At 43.1% G+C, this 17,047-nt stretch carries 20 protein-coding genes; 2 read left to right on the forward strand and 18 right to left on the reverse strand.

Annotated elements, in window-relative coordinates; all coding sequences use genetic code 11:
* Window positions 1–10 precede the first annotated feature (10 nt).
* The 11 genes from hisB to DW694_RS12940 form a co-directional block, all read right to left on the reverse strand.
* A complete protein-coding gene (gene hisB, locus DW694_RS12890; protein WP_110103523.1) occupies window positions 11–598 on the reverse strand; it encodes an imidazoleglycerol-phosphate dehydratase HisB in 588 nt (195 codons plus the stop codon).
* Window positions 598–1,908: a histidinol dehydrogenase gene (gene hisD, locus DW694_RS12895; RefSeq protein ID WP_118753138.1), complete on the reverse strand. Its 1,311-nt coding sequence runs from the start codon at window positions 1,906–1,908 to the stop codon at window positions 598–600. The genes hisB and hisD overlap by 1 nt, the downstream gene beginning before the upstream one ends.
* 50 nt (window positions 1,909–1,958) lie before the next feature.
* Window positions 1,959–2,597, reverse strand: coding sequence for an ATP phosphoribosyltransferase (hisG, locus tag DW694_RS12900; RefSeq protein ID WP_015524921.1), 639 nt, complete (start codon window positions 2,595–2,597; stop codon window positions 1,959–1,961).
* A complete protein-coding gene (hisZ, locus tag DW694_RS12905) occupies window positions 2,597–3,718 on the reverse strand; it encodes an ATP phosphoribosyltransferase regulatory subunit (RefSeq protein WP_118753139.1) in 1,122 nt (373 codons plus the stop codon). Before hisZ ends, hisG begins: the two co-directional genes overlap by 1 nt.
* 110 nt (window positions 3,719–3,828) lie before the next feature.
* Window positions 3,829–4,362 carry a Holliday junction resolvase RecU gene (locus tag DW694_RS12910; RefSeq protein ID WP_059085708.1) on the reverse strand — a complete coding sequence of 178 codons (534 nt, stop codon included), beginning with the start codon at window positions 4,360–4,362 and terminating at the stop codon, window positions 3,829–3,831.
* Between the two features lie 12 nt (window positions 4,363–4,374).
* Window positions 4,375–4,932: a signal peptidase I gene (gene lepB, locus DW694_RS12915; RefSeq protein WP_118623957.1), complete on the reverse strand. Its 558-nt coding sequence runs from the start codon at window positions 4,930–4,932 to the stop codon at window positions 4,375–4,377.
* Entirely contained in the window at window positions 4,916–5,884 is a 969-nt protein-coding gene (locus DW694_RS12920) for an RluA family pseudouridine synthase (protein ID WP_021651486.1), read from the reverse strand. Before DW694_RS12920 ends, lepB begins: the two co-directional genes overlap by 17 nt.
* 12 nt (window positions 5,885–5,896) lie before the next feature.
* Entirely contained in the window at window positions 5,897–6,517 is a 621-nt protein-coding gene (locus DW694_RS12925) for a hypothetical protein (protein ID WP_021651487.1), read from the reverse strand.
* Window positions 6,480–8,354, reverse strand: coding sequence for a YgiQ family radical SAM protein (locus tag DW694_RS12930; protein ID WP_059085707.1), 1,875 nt, complete (start codon window positions 8,352–8,354; stop codon window positions 6,480–6,482). Before DW694_RS12930 ends, DW694_RS12925 begins: the two co-directional genes overlap by 38 nt.
* 46 nt (window positions 8,355–8,400) lie before the next feature.
* Complete coding sequence (locus DW694_RS12935) at window positions 8,401–9,213, reverse strand: GTP pyrophosphokinase family protein (protein WP_015524915.1); 813 nt, start codon at window positions 9,211–9,213, stop codon at window positions 8,401–8,403.
* A gap of 279 nt (window positions 9,214–9,492) precedes the next feature.
* Entirely contained in the window at window positions 9,493–10,938 is a 1,446-nt protein-coding gene (locus DW694_RS12940; protein ID WP_118753140.1) for an aminoacyl-histidine dipeptidase, read from the reverse strand.
* 82 nt (window positions 10,939–11,020) lie between these two features.
* Here DW694_RS12940 and DW694_RS12945 point away from each other — a divergent pair, with 82 nt between their 5' ends.
* A complete protein-coding gene (locus tag DW694_RS12945; protein WP_118753141.1) occupies window positions 11,021–11,956 on the forward strand; it encodes a hypothetical protein in 936 nt (311 codons plus the stop codon).
* On the opposite strand, the gene DW694_RS12950 is transcribed toward DW694_RS12945, so the two are convergent.
* From DW694_RS12950 to DW694_RS12970, 5 genes are all read right to left on the reverse strand, one after another.
* Window positions 11,933–12,571, reverse strand: a complete 639-nt coding sequence (locus tag DW694_RS12950) for a hypothetical protein (RefSeq protein WP_015524911.1) — start codon at window positions 12,569–12,571, stop codon at window positions 11,933–11,935. The two genes, DW694_RS12945 and DW694_RS12950, sit on opposite strands and share 24 nt — an antisense overlap.
* Before the next feature lie 12 nt (window positions 12,572–12,583).
* Window positions 12,584–13,078 (reverse strand): pantetheine-phosphate adenylyltransferase, encoded by a 495-nt coding sequence (gene coaD / locus DW694_RS12955; protein WP_015524910.1) that lies wholly within the window; start codon window positions 13,076–13,078, stop codon window positions 12,584–12,586.
* 15 nt (window positions 13,079–13,093) lie between these two features.
* Complete coding sequence (gene rsmD, locus DW694_RS12960; protein WP_015524909.1) at window positions 13,094–13,642, reverse strand: 16S rRNA (guanine(966)-N(2))-methyltransferase RsmD; 549 nt, start codon at window positions 13,640–13,642, stop codon at window positions 13,094–13,096.
* Window positions 13,639–14,034: a methylglyoxal synthase gene (locus DW694_RS12965; RefSeq protein ID WP_015524908.1), complete on the reverse strand. Its 396-nt coding sequence runs from the start codon at window positions 14,032–14,034 to the stop codon at window positions 13,639–13,641. Before DW694_RS12965 ends, rsmD begins: the two co-directional genes overlap by 4 nt.
* A gap of 166 nt (window positions 14,035–14,200) precedes the next feature.
* On the reverse strand, window positions 14,201–15,079 hold the full coding sequence (locus DW694_RS12970; RefSeq protein WP_021651492.1) for a DNA/RNA non-specific endonuclease: 879 nt from the start codon (window positions 15,077–15,079) through the stop codon (window positions 14,201–14,203).
* A gap of 232 nt (window positions 15,080–15,311) precedes the next feature.
* On the opposite strand from DW694_RS12970, the gene DW694_RS12975 reads away from it, so the two are divergent.
* Window positions 15,312–15,542 carry an alpha/beta-type small acid-soluble spore protein gene (locus tag DW694_RS12975; protein WP_021651493.1) on the forward strand — a complete coding sequence of 77 codons (231 nt, stop codon included), beginning with the start codon at window positions 15,312–15,314 and terminating at the stop codon, window positions 15,540–15,542.
* Window positions 15,543–15,687: 145 nt separating this feature from the next.
* On the opposite strand, the gene DW694_RS12980 is transcribed toward DW694_RS12975, so the two are convergent.
* Both DW694_RS12980 and DW694_RS12985 read right to left on the reverse strand, forming a co-directional pair.
* Entirely contained in the window at window positions 15,688–16,311 is a 624-nt protein-coding gene (locus DW694_RS12980) for a GDSL-type esterase/lipase family protein (protein WP_118608701.1), read from the reverse strand.
* A 158-nt stretch (window positions 16,312–16,469) separates the two neighbouring features.
* The gene (locus tag DW694_RS12985; protein ID WP_015524904.1) at window positions 16,470–17,045 is read right to left on the reverse strand and encodes a DUF6465 family protein; all 576 of its coding nucleotides are present in this window, start codon (window positions 17,043–17,045) and stop codon (window positions 16,470–16,472) included.
* Window positions 17,046–17,047 lie beyond the last annotated feature (2 nt).

The raw sequence follows: 17,047 nt of genomic DNA on the forward strand, positions 1-17,047 counted from the left end.
TCCTTCTGTATCAGAGGCTTCCCTTGGTAGAAAGCACGTCTGTGATCCGGGAATCGTACTGTGTTGCTGCATCAAGGGCTTTCGCAAAGCTTTTAAACATGGCCTCTGCCACATGATGGCTGTTTCCTCCGGAAAGAACCTTGATGTGAAGATTCATTGCTGCGGAATAGGATACTGCATAAAAGAATTCCCTTACCATCTCTGTAGCCATATCTCCTATTTTTTCCGTAGAAAACGCTGCATCCCATCCAAGATAAGGTCTTCCGGAAAGATCTACTGCGCAGAGCACAAGCACTTCATCCATAGGAAGGATACAGCTGCCGTAACGTTTGATCCCTTTTTTGTCGCCAACTGCCTCACGGATAGCGTTTCCAAGGACGATCCCTGTATCTTCAATGGTGTGATGATCATCTACATTCAGATCACCATGGACTCTCAGCGTAAGATCATACAGTCCATGGCGCGTAAAACCGTCCAGCATATGGTCAAAAAAGCCAATGCCTGTATCAATATCGGAACTTCCTGTTCCATCAATATTCAGCTGCAGACGTATCTGCGTTTCTTTTGTGTTTCTTTCGATCAGTGCTTCTCTTGCCATTATTCGTTCTCCTTGTCCTCTTCCTCAAAACGGACTGCAATGGAATTTGCGTGTGCAGTCAGCTGTTCCGATGTGGCAAACTGGATAATGTCCTTGTGGATTTTTCGGAGTGCTTCCCTGGAATAATATACAATACTGGATTTTTTGATAAAATCATCTACAGAAAGTGCGGAGAAAAATTTGGCAGTTCCATTGGTAGGAAGCACATGGTTTGGTCCTGCGAAATAATCGCCAAGGGGTTCAGAGCTGTGCTCTCCGATAAAGATCGCACCTGCATTTCGTACTTTCATCATATCTTCAAAAGGATTCTTTGTGACGATCTCCATATGTTCAGAAGCAATTTCATTGGCAGCCTCAATGGCCTCGTCCATATCTTCTGCGATCAGGATATAACCAAAGTTCTCCAGGGATTTCTCAATAATGGCTTTTCTGGAAAGTACCTCAACAAAACCTCTGACTTCTTTATCTACCTGATCTGCAAATTCCTCATTTGTTGTGATCAGGATCGCAGATGCCATCTCATCATGTTCTGCCTGAGAAAGAAGATCTGCTGCAATATAACGAGGATTTGCAGTCTCATCTGCAAGAACGAGGATCTCGCTTGGGCCGGCAATAGAATCAATGCTTACGTATCCATAAACTGCCTTTTTTGCAAGCGCAACAAAAATATTTCCGGGTCCTACGATCTTGTCAACCTTTGGAATACTCTCGGTTCCATATGCAAGTGCTCCGATGGCCTGTGCACCACCCACTTTATAGATTTCATTTGCTCCGGCTTCGTTGGCAGCAACAAGTGTGCTTGGATTTACTTTTCCGTCTTTTCCAGGAGGTGTTGTCATTACAATACGGTCAACACCGGCAACTTTTGCAGGAACGATATTCATAAGCACGGAAGACGGATATACAGCCTTTCCACCGGGAACGTAAACACCTACACAGTTCAGAGCGGTTACCTTCTGACCAAGCATGGTTCCGTCTGTTGTGCTTGTGAACCAGCTGTTCTGAAGTTGCTTTTCGTGATAGCTGCGGATATTCACCAATGCTTTTTTGATCACATCGATCAGGGAAGGATCTACCAGCTTGTATGCTTCCTCGATCTCCTCAGGGGTTACACGGATCGTATCCTTTGTCACTTCGACTTTATCAAATTCTCTGGTAAATGCAAATAACGCGGTATCTCCCTCTGCTTTTACTTTGGCAAGGATATTTGCTACTGCATCCTCGTATTTTCCATAATTATTAGGGCTTCTTTTTAAGAGAGTTTCCAGAATATCTTTTGTAGATTCTTTGGTGAGTTTTACCTTACGCATAATAAATTCTGCCTTCTTTCTGTATTTTGGAGGTTCATCTGTTGTTCAGTTTATTTGATCACACCTCGAAGTTCCGTGATCAGTTTGCGGATCCGTTCATCTTCCATTTTCATGCTGACCTGATTGACTACCATACGTGCAGACAGCGGGCAGACTTCTTCCAGCACCTTCAGGCCATTCTCGCGAAGGGTGCTTCCGGTTTCCACGATATCCACGATAACCTCGGAAAGTCCTACGATCGGTGCAAGCTCGATGGAACCGTTCAGCTTAATGATCTCCACAGTCTGATGCTTTTTGTTATAGAAGTAATCCTTTGCAATATTTGGATATTTTGTAGCTACACGGATCAGCTGATTGTTATTCAGGACTTCTCTGGCGCTTTCAGGGCCGCATACGCACATGCGGCATGCTCCAAATCCAAGATCCATAACCTCATATAGCTTTCTTCCTTCTTCCAGAATGGTATCCTTACCTACGATACCGATATCTGCTGCACCATACTCTACATAAGTCGGCACATCCGGACCTTTTGCAAGGAAAAACTTCAGCTTCAGTTCCTCATTGGTAAAGATCAGCTTTCGGGAATCTTTGTCACGCATCTCCTCACATGTAATACCGATCTTCTCAAACATATCCAGTGTTTTGCTGGCCAGACGCCCTTTTGTGAGGGCAAATGTAAGATATCTCATCAGTCCTGCTCCTCCTTTGCCGGGCACAATGCCACTTTTTTACCTTTATTTCGAAGCTCCATTGCTTCCTGGATCGCTTTTTTCAGATTTCCCGGATCATAAGTGATCACAATGGTCTTATCACCGGACGGAACGGTCAGCTTCTGTCTGGAAAGCGCAAGCATCAGGTTATCAACCACAATGGCAAATCCAATGGAAGAAGCCGGTTTTCCGAAATGCTTCATCAATTCGTTGTAGCGTCCGCCTTTGATCAGGGGTTCACCGGTTCCATATGTATAAGCCTGGAAAATGATCCCTGTATAATAACGGAACTTACTGAGCATTCCAAAATCAAAAGCAATGTATTTCTCACAGCCGTATACTTTCAGGATCTCATAAATTTCTTCCAGTCGTTTTACTGCAGAAAGTGCTTCCGGATTGGAGGTGAGTTTTTTTGCTTTTTCCAGCACTTCTGCTGAACCGAACATCTGAGGCAGTTCAGCAAAAGCCTTGGAAAGGTTATCGCCTAAATTCTGTCCCTTAAGAAGCTCTTCCACACCAAAATAATTCTTCTGAGAGATCAGCTCACGAAGATGCTCTTCTATCTCCGGCTCCAGATCTGCCTCTGCAAGCAGGGATTTATAATAATCTACCTGGCCTACGCTAACCTGGAATTCGGTAAGTCCTGCTGCCTTCAAACACTCCACAGTCATAGCAAGGATCTCAGCATCTGCTGCTGCAGAATCATCTCCCATATGCTCAACACCCATCTGAGTATTTTCCTTCATCTGACCTCTGTAACTGGAATTGTTGATAAATGTATTTCCGGTATAACAAAGTCTTACAGGTCCTTTTTCCGGATCAAAATAAGTTGCACATGCTCTGGAAACAGACGGTGTAAAGTCAGGTCTGAGAACAAGTGTGTTTCCCTCTCTGTCAAAAAATTTATATAAATCCTTGGATGGGATCGTTCCTACTTCATTGCTGAACACTTCAAAATACTCAAATCCCGGTGTTTCTATATCTTCATATCCATATCTTGAAAACACCTGGTGGAGCTCCCTCTGGAGCCGTTTTTTGCGGCTGCATTCCTCTCCATAAATGTCCCGCACACCTTCAGGTGTATGAAAAATACGCTGCATGTTCATTTCCTCCGTAACACGTTTTGAGATTTTCTGTGTTTCACTTTAATTCGCTACCATGCTACCACAGAAAAACTTAAATTTGATTATATAGGAAACCTTTCCAAAAGTCAATCCCGTAATTGCAGATCTTTCTGGATCCCTTCCAGATAAGGAACCAGAAATCCATTTTTTCCGGAAAGATAAAATTCCTCGTCCAGCTCTTCCCGACGAAAACTTTTTCGCCCGCCATCTTCCATCCTTTTCCAGAATTCCTTCAGCTTACGAAGGGTAAGATAATAAAAAATATTATCTGCGCTGAAATAGATCAGAAAAAAAGCAATCCCCTTCTGCTTTTCAAACTCATCCATAAATGCTACCTGATGAGGATGAATGTTCGCAAGGGGAAAAGTTTTTACACAGCATTCTTTTGCATCGAAGCAGACAGGGATTCCCTGTACTGCTCCGATATAATCTACGGTACTTTTCTGTTCAAAATATGCCAGCGTGATATGCCTGGAGGTTTTATCCATTTTAACCGGAGTGATAGGTGTCGGAATTTTCTGTATGAGGGCCAGTCCCTTTTCCCTGTACTGCTCATTGGTACGATTGATAAGTTCCTCCAGAGTAGAACCACGAAGTCCTCTGCTGTTCCATGTTGCCATAAAGTCTGCCCTTTAATTTAGAAGTTTGATGGATGGGAAATAACGGATCTCCGCTTTTCCGACGATCTGATCAAACTGTACATACGTATTCTGCCAGTATCGGGAATCCTTGGAATTGTTACGGTTGTCTCCCATCATAAAGTAACAGTTTTCCGGTACTTCGTATGGTCCGAAGCTTCCAAGAGGAGTTTCCGGCACAAAGGAATCATCCAGAGGTGTCTCTGAATCATTGATATAAACTTTACCATCTTTGATCTCTACTTTATCTCCTGGAAGACCGATGATACGTTTGATGAACAGCTGGGACTCATCATCCGGATATTTGAAGATCACAATGTCAAAGCGTTCCGGATCTTTCCATTTTTTTGAGATCTCGTGACCAAATACATCCATATTCAGACCATAGGCCAGACGATAGCCAAAGATACGATCTCCGGTCATAATGGTATTTTCCATAGATTCTGACGGGATCTTTGCATTGATCAGTACTACATTGTTGATAACCAGGACTACAACTACCACGATGATGATCATCTTGACGTAATCCCATATTTCATTCCAGATTTTCATAATAACTCTCCTCCAACTTTTCCTCTTTTAGTGTTCTGAGAAAGATTTCCGGAAGCGGTGCCGTAAAGACCTTCCCGGATAAATATGACAGGCTTCCTTTCATAGATGGAAACTCCATTCGAAAAGAATGAAGCAGCTGTCCTTTCAGTTTTTTATCGGCTTTTCCATATTTGGGATCACCAACAATCGAATGTCCCTCCGAAGCAAGGTGAGCTCGGATCTGATGTGCACGTCCTGTGATCAGTTCAACCTTAAGAAGGGTACGGGTTCCATTGGTACCCAACGGATAATACTTTGTTTCCACTGGAAGGGCATTTTCTTTCTCTTGTTTATAGATGGTTACTTTATTGCTTTTTTTATCTTTTGCCAGATAACCTTTGATATATCTTTCTTCTTTTAAAACTCCCTCCACAAGACAGAGGTAATATTTATGAAGTTCCCTGGACTTGAACATCCCTGAAAGTTCCTGCAGACCGGAAAGGCTTTTGCCTGCCGCTATCAGCCCGCTGGTATTGCGGTCAAGGCGGTTGCATACGGAAGGACGAAAGGTTCTCAGATCATTCTCTGTAAGAGAGCCATTTTTCAGAAGATAGCCGGTCAGATATTCTACCAGTGAAGGGGTTCCGTCATCAGCAGGCTGAGAAAGCATTCCTGCCGGTTTGTTGATCAACAGGATATTTTCATCCTCGTAAATGATATCCAGAGCATAATGTGCCCGTGGAGCAGAATCATTTCCGCTGAATTTTTCAAATGTTTCATCACTTAAAAACAGTTTTACATGATCTCCTGAAAACAGCTTTTCATTCCCGGTGGCTTTTTTTCCATTGAGCGTGATATTTTTTTTCCTCATCATTTTGTAGAAAAAGCTCTTTGGAGCTTCACGGAGAAGCTTGGCCAGATATTTGTCAAAACGCTGTCCGGCCTCGTTTTCGTTAATGATAAATTCTTTCATTATATAATGCTCCTACAGACAGATTGCCAGGATCGTATGTTTGATCAGTTCTTCCCTGGAAAGATCCGGGTATCGCTCATCCGGCGTGAATTTAATCCCATTTCTTAAAGATTCTTTGTGCTCATTCATGGAATCCAGACGTTCCAGATAGGGTTTCAGGTCCCTCAGGATCTTTACATCTACTTTATATCCGTTTTTACGGATGATTTTCTGTGACTGCTCTGCAAGGTAGGCGATATCTGCTTTTGGATCACTGGTATAACCCACTACTGTATTTCCGCACACGGCAACAGCGTCCAGATAACCGCTTTTCTCATAAAAAGTCATGTACATTTCATAGGACATGACCAGGTCACCGGCATGCTTGCGGATCTCTTTATAGAGCTTTTCATCCATAGGATGACGTAACAGGATCATGATCAGGCTTACCATGGATTTACATCCTGGCAGACAGCCTACTACGGTCAGAACCGTCCAGACTGTCATTCTTGTTCCGTTGACGGCCCACGCCACAAAGAAAATGAGCAGTGGAAGCGAAAATAATCCTGCGGTGATCAGGAGTCTTCGTTTTTTTTCGCTGTTAAAATAACCGAAATCACCTTTTTTTGTTTTTCTTTTTCTGGTATCTTTCATGTGCCGAACTCCTTGTCTGTGTTTTTTTGGCTTTTTTATGAAGCTCTCTGGGACGGATCAGACATTTCGGTCCAAAGCCGACCAGATCCATACGTCCGGTCATCTTAAGTCCTTCCAGGACCAGTTCGCGATTTTCCGGATTTTTATACTGCATCAGTGCTCGCTGTATTGCTTTTTCGTGTGGATTTTTCGGCACATATACCTTTTCGCCTGTCAGCGGATGGATTCCTGTGTAATACATACAGGTAGAAAGTGTTGATGGCGTTGGATAAAAATCCTGAACCTGCTCCGGCGTAAATCCAAGATCACGGACGTATTCCGCAAGCTTCACGGCTTCCTTCATTGTACACCCGGGATGGGACGACATGAAATACGGAACGGCATATTGCTGCTTACCAGTCCGCGCATTTGCTTTTTCATATTCCTTCAGAAAGCCCTCATAAACCTCGTGCCTGGGTTTGCCCATAAACTTCAGGACTTCATCAGAAACATGCTCCGGTGCTACTCGCAGCTGACCGCTGACGTGATATTTCACAAGCTCATTAAGAAAAGTTTTATCCGGGTCTGCCATCAGATAATCAAACCGAATGCCGGAACGGACAAAAACTTTTTTAACTTTGGGGATATTCCTGACCTTTCTGAGAAGCTGAAGATAATCCTTGTGGTCTACCGTCAGATTCTTACACGGAGAAGGAAACAGGCACTGCCGCTCCTTGCAGACTCCTTTTGTCAGCTGCTTTTTGCAGGAAGGATAACGAAAATCAGCCGTAGGGCCTCCTACATCATGGATATAGCCTTTAAAATCCGGATCCTCCGTCATCTTTTCAGCTTCTTTCAGAATGGAATCGTGACTTCTTGTCTGAAGGATGCGGCCCTGATGAAAAGTCAGCGCACAGAAATTACAGCTTCCAAAGCATCCTCTGTTGCTGGTCAGACTGAATTTGATCTCTTTCAGTGCCGGGATCCCGCCTTCTTTCTGGTACATGGGATGATATCGTCCTGTATAAGGCAGATCGTAAACATCGTCCATTTCCATCTGCGTCAGAGGCTGAGATGGTGGATTCTGTATCACATATCCACGGTTCCCATAAGATTCTGCCAGAGGCTTTGCTGTAAATGGATCCGTGTTTCGGTACTGAATGGCAAAGCTGTCCGCGTAAGCTTTTTTATCAGTCTGTACCTGTTCAAATGACGGAAGGACCACCGGATCGTAAACCCTGCTGATATCGTGGCTTTTAAAAACCGTCCCTGCCACATATGTGATCTCCTGGACCGGAATCCCGCTTTGCAGGGCTTCTGCGATCTCCAGGATGGAATGTTCCCCCATTCCATAAGAAATCAGATCCGCACCGGAATCGATCAGAATACTGTGCTTGACCTTATTTTCCCAATAATCGTAATGTGCCATTCTTCGAAGGCTGGCTTCGATCCCGCCAAGAATGATAGGCGTATGTTTATAGGTCTGCCGGATCAGATTGCTGTATACAACAGAAGCCCTGTCCGGTCTTAATCCCATTTTTCCTCCCGGAGAATAGGCATCTGTGCTTCGGTGCTTTTTGGAAACCGTATAATGATTCACCATGGAATCCATGTTTCCTGCTGTAACGAGAAAACCCAGGCGCGGTTCCCCGAACACCTGGATGCTCTCCTTCTTTCGCCAGTCAGGCTGAGGGATCATGCCTACACGATATCCTCTGCTTTCCAGAAGACGTCCAATGATCGCAGATCCAAAAGACGGATGATCCACATAGGCATCTCCTGTCACGTAGACAAAATCCAACTCATCCCAGCCTCTTGACTTCATATCTTCTCTTGTAACTGGTAAAAAATCCTGCATTTATAATTCCTCGTATGTATGTGTATTAGTACTGTCTGCCCTGTGTTCATATGCTGTGATGGACTGCCTGGGCACGATAACCCTCTGCAATGATATCCAGCTGCCTGTGGAAGCGTTCCAGCTGACGCAGATCCTTGGTTTTGAATACCCGCAGGAACTCATCCTGTATTTTGCTGACTTCCCGTTCACTGGAAACACGGTAGAGATTTTCAATATTATTCAAAATATCCTTTACAAGATTGGACTGCATCTGAGATGAATTCTGGGCATCCATGATCTCATTGCGCACAGAAGACATTTCATGATCCAGCGAAATGATCGCATCGGATGCTTTACTAAGACGTTCTGCTACATGAGGAGGCATATCACCTTTGTATTTATACTGAAGGGAATGTTCGATCGTTGCCCAGAAATTCATTGCCATGGTACGGATCTGTATTTCTACCTGAAGCCGTTTCGGCCCATGAATAGTCTCCACTGTATAATAAAGGATCATGTGATAACTCCGGTAACCGCTCTGCTTGATATGCGTCAGATAGTTCTTTTCACTTTTGACTTCCATATCTGTTCTTTTTCGGATGATCGCAGCAACGGTATCGATATCTTCTTCAAACTGACAAATGATTCGTACTCCTGCCAGATCTTCCATTTCTGTTTCCAGCTGTTCGATCGGGATATCTTTACGCTGCATTTTCTCCAGGATACTGGAAACACTTTTTACTCTTCCACTGACTTGTTCAATGGGAGAATAACGATCATTTTCGTGATACTCTTCTATCATATGTTTAAACTTGACTGTCAGTTCTTTGACAGCCAGCTCGTAAGGGCACAAAATACTTCGCCATAACTGTATTTCCATGTTGCTCGCTCCTTATCATCTGCCGTCAGTCTCTTTTTGGTTTTGGTGACAGCGGCATACATTTTTTATTATAACATATGTTTTGAAAAAAAAGGGATTGTTTATCAATTTTTTATTAAAAAATTATAGAATTATTTTCCTTTTTGTGTGATGCATCCACAAATCTATATATATGTATAATTCTGTATTTTATGAATATTTTTTTATCAGGGCATAAAAATACCCTGGAGAAACCTTACGTCTCTCCAGGGTAAAAGTTCGAACATACTCCGAACGGGATCAGTCTTTCAGATTTTTGAGGACCTGTACAAGATAGTTCCATACTCTTTCTGTGGAAGCAATGCTGAGAACCTCCTCGGATGTATGGATATCCTTCATATCCGGTCCAAGAGATACACAGTCCAGTCCTTCCATTTTTTTATAGAAAAGCCCGCATTCAAGGCCTGCGTGGATCGCTACGACTTCAGGCTTATGTCCGTACATTTCCTCAAAAACTGCAACCATTTTATCTCGTAATGGAGATTCCTTTCTGTACTCCCATGCCGGGTATGCCCCCTGTACTTCATAGTCACCACCAAGAAATTCTGTGAGATATTCAATTTTATCAGATAATGCACTGCATGCAGCGTCTACAGAGCTTCTTACACTGGAACTTGCAAAAAGCTCGTCCTTATCCAGACGGAGGATACCGATATTGCTGGAGGTTTCCACCAGGCCTTTGATGGTTCCGCTCATTTTCTGGATTCCGAATGGTACATTCTGCAGATAAAATACGATCTTTTCCTGACTTGTAGGATGAAGAACCTCTGCTGTTGCAGTACCCTTTTCTGTTATTTCAAAAGTAATGTTTTCGTCAGAACCAGTATATTCTTCACGGAGCTGCTCCTGGAGCTCTTTTGCGTAAGCTTTTACCTCAGCAACGGAATCCGTAAGAAATTCTGCGGTGCACTCTCTTGTAATGGCATTGTCTTTCTGTCCGCCTGTAAGAGAAATAAGGGCATATTCCGCTTTTTTCTTAAGTCCGTAAAGAAACTGTCCCATAAGTTTATTGGCATTCGCTCTGTTCTTGTCAATCTCGGCACCGGAATGTCCGCCCATAAGTCCACAGACTTTGACCTGTACCTTTTCTCCTTCTCCTTCTACGCGCTGGACAGGGATATGGCTGATACCGGAAAGACCGCCGGCACAGCTGATCCAGAGACTTCCCTCCGCTTCAGAATCCAGATTGATAAATCTTCTTCCCTTCAGCACGCTGCAGTCCAGACCGACTGCACCAAGAAGACCAATCTCCTCATCAACCGTGAGCAGTACTTCAAGAGGAGGGTGTGGAATATCTGTACTGTCAAGAAGGGCAAGGCCATAAGCAACTGCAATACCATCATCACCGCCAAGAGTTGTTCCGTTGGCTGTGATATAACCATCTTTTACAGAGATGTTCAAACCATCTTTTGTAAAATCATGATCTACATCCGGTCGTTTTTCACATACCATGTCCATGTGGCCCTGGATGATCACTGTGGGAGAATTCTCATATCCTGGTGTGCCTGGCTTGTAGATCACTACATTATTCAGCTCATCCTGTACATATCTGAATCCATGATCCTTCGCGAATTCCACAAGGAAATCACTGATCTGTTTTGTATTTCTGGAACCATGAGGAATCTTGCAGATTTCTTCAAAATAATGAAAAACTCTCTTTGGTTCACAATTTTCTAATACTGGCATAAATTCTGCCTCCTTCTGCTTCATAAATTCATTTGTCTTTTATAATAATCATATACTGTAAAAAAAGCAAGGACCTGTTTTTATGAAACGAAAAATAATCATATTTTTCTATATCTGCCTGTTGTTTTTTCTGCTTTTTCACCCAAAAGAAGCTCTTACCGGAGTAAAAAATGGACTTGGATTGTGGTTGAATATCATGATTCCCACTCTGCTGCCATTTCTGATCCTGACAGGAGCATTATTAAAAACTGGAAATATCCGGAAGCTTCTGAAACCATCTGCTTTCTTCTGGAAAACGTTTTTCGGGCTTTCACCTGCTGGAGCCTATGTTCTGATCCTGGGTCTGTTATGCGGATATCCTATGGGAGCCAAACTGGCACATGATCTGTACATAGACCAGCAGATTTCCCGCAGAGAAGGGGAATATCTTCTTACGTTCAGCTGCAATGCAAGTCCCGCATTTATCATTTCCTATCTTTCCGGGATACTCTTGAAAAATAAGATATCAGCAGTACAGATGATCCTCACTTTTCTGGCGGCAGATCTCTTTTGTATGCTGTTTTTTCGTTTCGTTGTATATCGTGGGCATACCGTGGACTCTGTCTGCGTAAACAAGATAAAAAAAGAGACATACCAACAGGACTCCATAGGAGTCATCCTGGATGTCTCGATCATGGACGGATTTGAAACCATCACACGTCTCGGGGGCTATATTCTCCTCTTCTCACTGATACTCGCCAGTATCAGCTTTTACTGGCCATTTCATGCACAAAGCTGTATGCTGTTCACAGCACCACTGGAACTAACTACCGGGCTGAAACAGATTGCCGGCGCACCACTGCCATGGAAAAGCAGATACCTTGCTTCTATGCTCCTGACTTCTTTTGGTGGCTTTTGCGTCATGGTTCAGACAAAAAGCGTATTGGAAAACAGTTTGTCACTGATCCCCTACGCTATTTCAAAATGTCTGAACGCCAGTGCGATATTCCTGATCCTAGTTTTCTCCGATATCGTCTAACAGATCTTCGTCTTCTTTTGTTATAGAAGAACTGTCATCATCCTGGAAGGTATTGGAGATTGCCGCTGCCTGAGCAGTCTGTGGTGCAAGCTCCTGACGATTATGATTAACAACCTCAAGGCAGCTCTGCAGAGCATCAATAAATGCTTTGTATTTACCACCGGCATCTTCAAGTGTCTGATTCAGGACAGAACCGATATTAGCCATCATATCATCTGTGTATGTGATCGCACTGAGACGAATGCTGTTTGCATCCTGTGTTGCAGAATCAAGAATCTCCTGAGCCTGCTTGTTTGCAGCATTTATGGTCTCATTTGCCTGTGCATATGCTTTCTGCATGATCTCATGCTGTGTAACAAGTTCCTGAGCTTTGGCCTGAGCATCTGCGATCAGACTGTCAGCTTTAGCCTGAGCATCCTCAAGGATCGCATCCTTATTGCTGATGATCTTCTGATAACGTTTGATCTCATCCGGAGTTTTCAGACGAAGTTCACGTAAATACTCCTCAATCTCTTCTTTGTTCACTACGATCTTGGTAGTGGAAAGAGGCTGGAATTTACAGCTGTCCACATACTCTTCAATCTCCTGAATAATCTGTTCAATTCTGCTGCTCATAATACACTCTCCTTATTTCTCTGTTTCTCTTTTTTTCAATTTCTCTTCGACTGCATCCGTAATCTCACGTGGAGCGAATTTGCTCAGATCTCCTCCGAAATTAGCAACTTCTTTCATGATCGTGGAGCTTAAGTATGCATATTCCAGACTGGTTGTAAGAAAAACGGTGTCCACATCCGGTGCCAGAACACGATTAGTCTGGGCCATCTGCAGTTCATATTCAAAATCCGTGACAGCACGAAGCCCTCGAACAATCACCTGGGCATGGTTTTCCCTGGCAAAGTTCACTGACAGGCCCTCGAATGCTTTCACCTCCACATTCGGGATATCTTTTGTCGCCTTTGTTAGTATCTTAACACGTTCTTCTACAGAAAACAACGGACTTTTTGCAGAATTATGCAAAACTCCCACTATAACCCGGTCAAATGAAATGCTTGCCCGCTTAATGATGTCAAGATGGCCATAGGTTGCCGGGTCAAAGCTTCCCGGGTATACTGCTGTTATCATATGTCTGTCTCTCTTTCATTTTTTTAGGAAAACATGCTTGTTGGTTTTATATTCCTTGGAACGTACCAGATGATATCCAAGGTCCTCTACATAAGAAAAATCCGTATGTAGATCTTCCTCCACAACGATCAGCGTGTTTTCATCTGCAAGAGTGCTGTCAGCCAGATACTCAAGGACTGGTTGTTCCAGATGCTGTTCGTATGGTGCATCCATAAAAATACAGTCAAATGGTTCTCCGCCTTCCAGTGAACGCAGTGCCTGAAGCACATCCATGTTCAGCAGTTTACCACCATCCGTGAGTTTTGTAAATGAAAGATTTTCGCGGATGCAAGTGCATGCTTTGGGATTTTTTTCCACAAATACGGCATACTCGGCTCCACGGCTCAGAGCTTCAATACCGATCGCTCCGCTTCCGGAAAACAGATCCAGAAACCGACAACCAGGTATTTCAGGCTGGAGAATGTTAAAAAGAGTTTCCTTAATACGGTCTGTTGTTGGTCGTGTCTCATTTCCGGGAATGGTTTTTAAGTTTAATCTACGTGCTTTTCCTGCTATGACTCTCATTTCAGATTTAATCTCCAATCCAGATCACCGCGGGCCAGTCCAAGGATCAGAAGTTCCGCAGTGGCAATATTTGTAGCAACCGGAATGTTGTACTGGTCGCAGCGTTTGACAATGCTCATGATATCCGGCTCTACCGGGTCCATCATGACAGGGTTATAAAACAGGATCACCATATCCAGATCCTGACGCTCTACCATCTCCATAAACTGCTTGTCTCCGCCTATACTTCCGGCAAGAAACTTGTGAACGTGAAGACTGGTTGCTTCCTCAATTCTTCTTCCTGTTGTTCCGGTTGCATATACTTCATGTTTGGCAAGGATATTCTTGTATGCAATACAGAAGTCTTCAATCAGAACTTTCTTACTGTTATGCGCAATAATTCCTAAATTCATAATTCACCTCTCCATTCTGCCCTTGGGTTACATCCCTTTTTCCCCTTTATATAGGTAAAATCATATAACTCTGTAACTGATTCTAGCATAACGCCCAAAAAAGTGCAATTTAATTCATGTAAATTCATGAAAAATTAATATTTTCCCCGGCGTTACTCCATATACTCTATTCTTCCCAGCTGTTTCCTGTAGTATAATCAATTTCAATTCCCGGCTGTATGTTATAAACAAAAACATGGAAAAATATCTTCTGGTCTTTAACGGATTCGGCTTCCATTTCCACACCCCGGGCTACCAGTTCATCTCCCTTAAAAAACGGAGTTACACGATACATGCAGGGATTTCCTGTACTGTGCACGTAATCTGCAACCTCATTTTCAAAAGGAAGCATTCCCGTCACATTGAGATATCTGGTTCCTGTGATAAGATTTTTCCTGTTTGCATTCTCTCCAGTCAGCTGATATCCGATAAGATGGCAGCGATTATACAGATACCTGCCATCTACATTTTCATATTTTACAGTATGCCATCCTGTAGGCTTCACCATTCCGATCGCTCCTCGCTCTTCATCAGGCATCAGCTCCGGTGTGATCTTGGATTCTGCATAACCACAGCGCCCCAGGGAATCTAGTTCACTATAAAATTCGTATGCAGGTCCTGCGCTTTTTTCATCAGAAAAAGAGGGTATATTTCCATTGATCTCCACATATGGACTGCCGCTGTATTCCGGAATCTGATCCAGAGAAACAGATTCTGTCTGCCCTCCTGTCTTCGTCTGAGATTGTTTCAGTAATCCTGTCACTGCATCGGAAGCGGATTCCGAAACATCTTCCCAGAGGATCTGCGCATTTTCTTCTATATATGTAAGAAATACCTGTCCGAAGATCCGGCTTTGATCTTTTACCTCTTTCAGGCTCCGCGGCGGCATCCAGCCATTACATACTGCAAGGATGACACATAGGATAATGGCTGTGAGTATTTTTCGCCTGGGCTGTTTTTTTCGTTTATATTTTCGCTTGTATGTAGGATAACGCTTCTTTTTCACGGGCTCCCCTTACTTTTTTGTCTGACAGATATTATATGTGATGCGGAGATTATTATAACCGCAATTCTAGTCAAAAAGCAACCATACATTCGCTTTTTTACTGCGGTATAATTTATGAACGGAAATATTTTTATATGTTAAATTTCCTTTAACTGCCAGTGTATTATTTTATGGTTTTCACATACTAGCAATGTAACAGTAAACCAAATAACAACCAAGGAGGAAATGAATTATGCCAAGTAACACTTCTTCTAACAAAGCAGTTGTACCGGAAGCAAAGGGCGCACTTGACCGTTTCAAATATGAGGTAGCAAACGAGCTGGGTGTTCCGCTTACAGACGGATACAACGGAAACCTGACTTCCAAACAGAACGGATCCGTAGGTGGATATATGGTCAAAAAGATGATCGAAGCACAGGAACGCCAGATGTCCAGCGGCTCCCAGGGCGGCCAGCAGTACTAAATCTGTACGCGCAGGTAGATCTATTACTATGCTGAGTTGATCTAAGCTCATGCAAAAAAGATGCTGTCTGACAGAACTGAAAAACTGCCAGACAACATCTTTTTATTTTATATAAGATCCAAAAGTCTTAAAATCCTATATTCATTTACAGCAATTCCTGTACTTTTCGATATACAACCTCTGCAAATTTCTTATGTCCTGCTGCATTCAGATGTTCCTGATCTGCGTCACAGCAATGTACATAGGATGCTGCCGGAAGGAAACTGATATGACGTTCAGCTGCGATTTTTTCATAAACAGGCTGCAGATTTCTGGAAACGATCACAGACTCTCTGGAAAACTCCTGGTCATATCCTTCCTGCCATACTTTTTCTCCCAGGTAGATCGGAGCCATGAGAAGGACTTTCGCTTTTGGTGCATATTCCTGGACCTGATCCAGCAATCTTATGATTCCCTTTCCAATTACATCTGCGGATGCTCCGAAAACAGTTTTGCAGTCATTGGTTCCCAGCATCAGCGTGATCACATCCACCTGGGCATGTGTTTCCAGAAGTGTGGGAAGAAGTGCAGTTCCTTTTCTTCCGTCGCGGAGCGGATCTTCGAAAACCGTTGTTCTTCCGCACAGTCCTTCCTCGATCACGCGATATTCTTCTTTATTCAGTTTTTCCTGGAGAAGGCTTGTCCAGCGTACTCCCCACGGTAGTCTCTCTCTGCTCTCTCCGTCATATCCCCATGTATTGGAATCTCCAAAGCATAATATCTGTTTCATTTTACCATATCCCTATCTATTTAGTATGTTATTACTTAAATGAATAATAACATGCTATTTGGAATTGGTCAAATATGCAAAAGAAATAGCCTGCTATAGACATTCTCTATAACAGGCCAATATATATCTTTTAAAATACTGTTCGATGAAGATTTTGTTTACAGTCCGATAAATCCTGTAACATCTCCGTTGATCACATAATGTGCACCATTATCTTCGGGTTTAATGTAGATTTTGAGATCTTTCAGTTCAGAAGCTTTTTTGCCCATATCCTCTGTCCAGATCTTTTTGATCCTGTCAGCAACCTCTGAAGTATGTATCTCTTTGCCCCAGTACTGAACATATACTTCTGTCACTGGCTCAGCTTTCTTAGCTGCTGTTGTCTTAGCAGCCGTCTTGGTTGTTGTTTTCTTAGCTGCAGTTGTTTTTCGTGTTGTTGTCTTCTTGGCAGCGGTTTTCTTAGCTGGCTCTTCTGATTTTACAGCTGTTGTTTTCTCTTCAGCAGATTTTACTTCTGCTGTTTTTTCTTCTACTGGTTTCTCAGCGGCAGGTTTTACCTCAGCTGTCTTCTCAGCTGCTTTTGTTTCTACAGAAGCTTTTGCATCGTCTGTCTTCGGTGTCTCAGCCTTAACGGCTTTCTCTTCGGATGCGGTTACTACAGATTTTGCAGGAGTCTCGCTTATTGAAGCCGTTTTTACAGTTGTCTTGGTTGCAGCTTTCTTTGTTCTAGCCATGT

Origin of the sequence: Ruminococcus sp. AM26-12LB, assembly GCF_003480785.1 — a bacterium.
In the GTDB taxonomy this organism is placed as follows: Bacteria; Bacillota; Clostridia; order Lachnospirales; family Lachnospiraceae; genus Blautia_A; species Blautia_A fusiformis.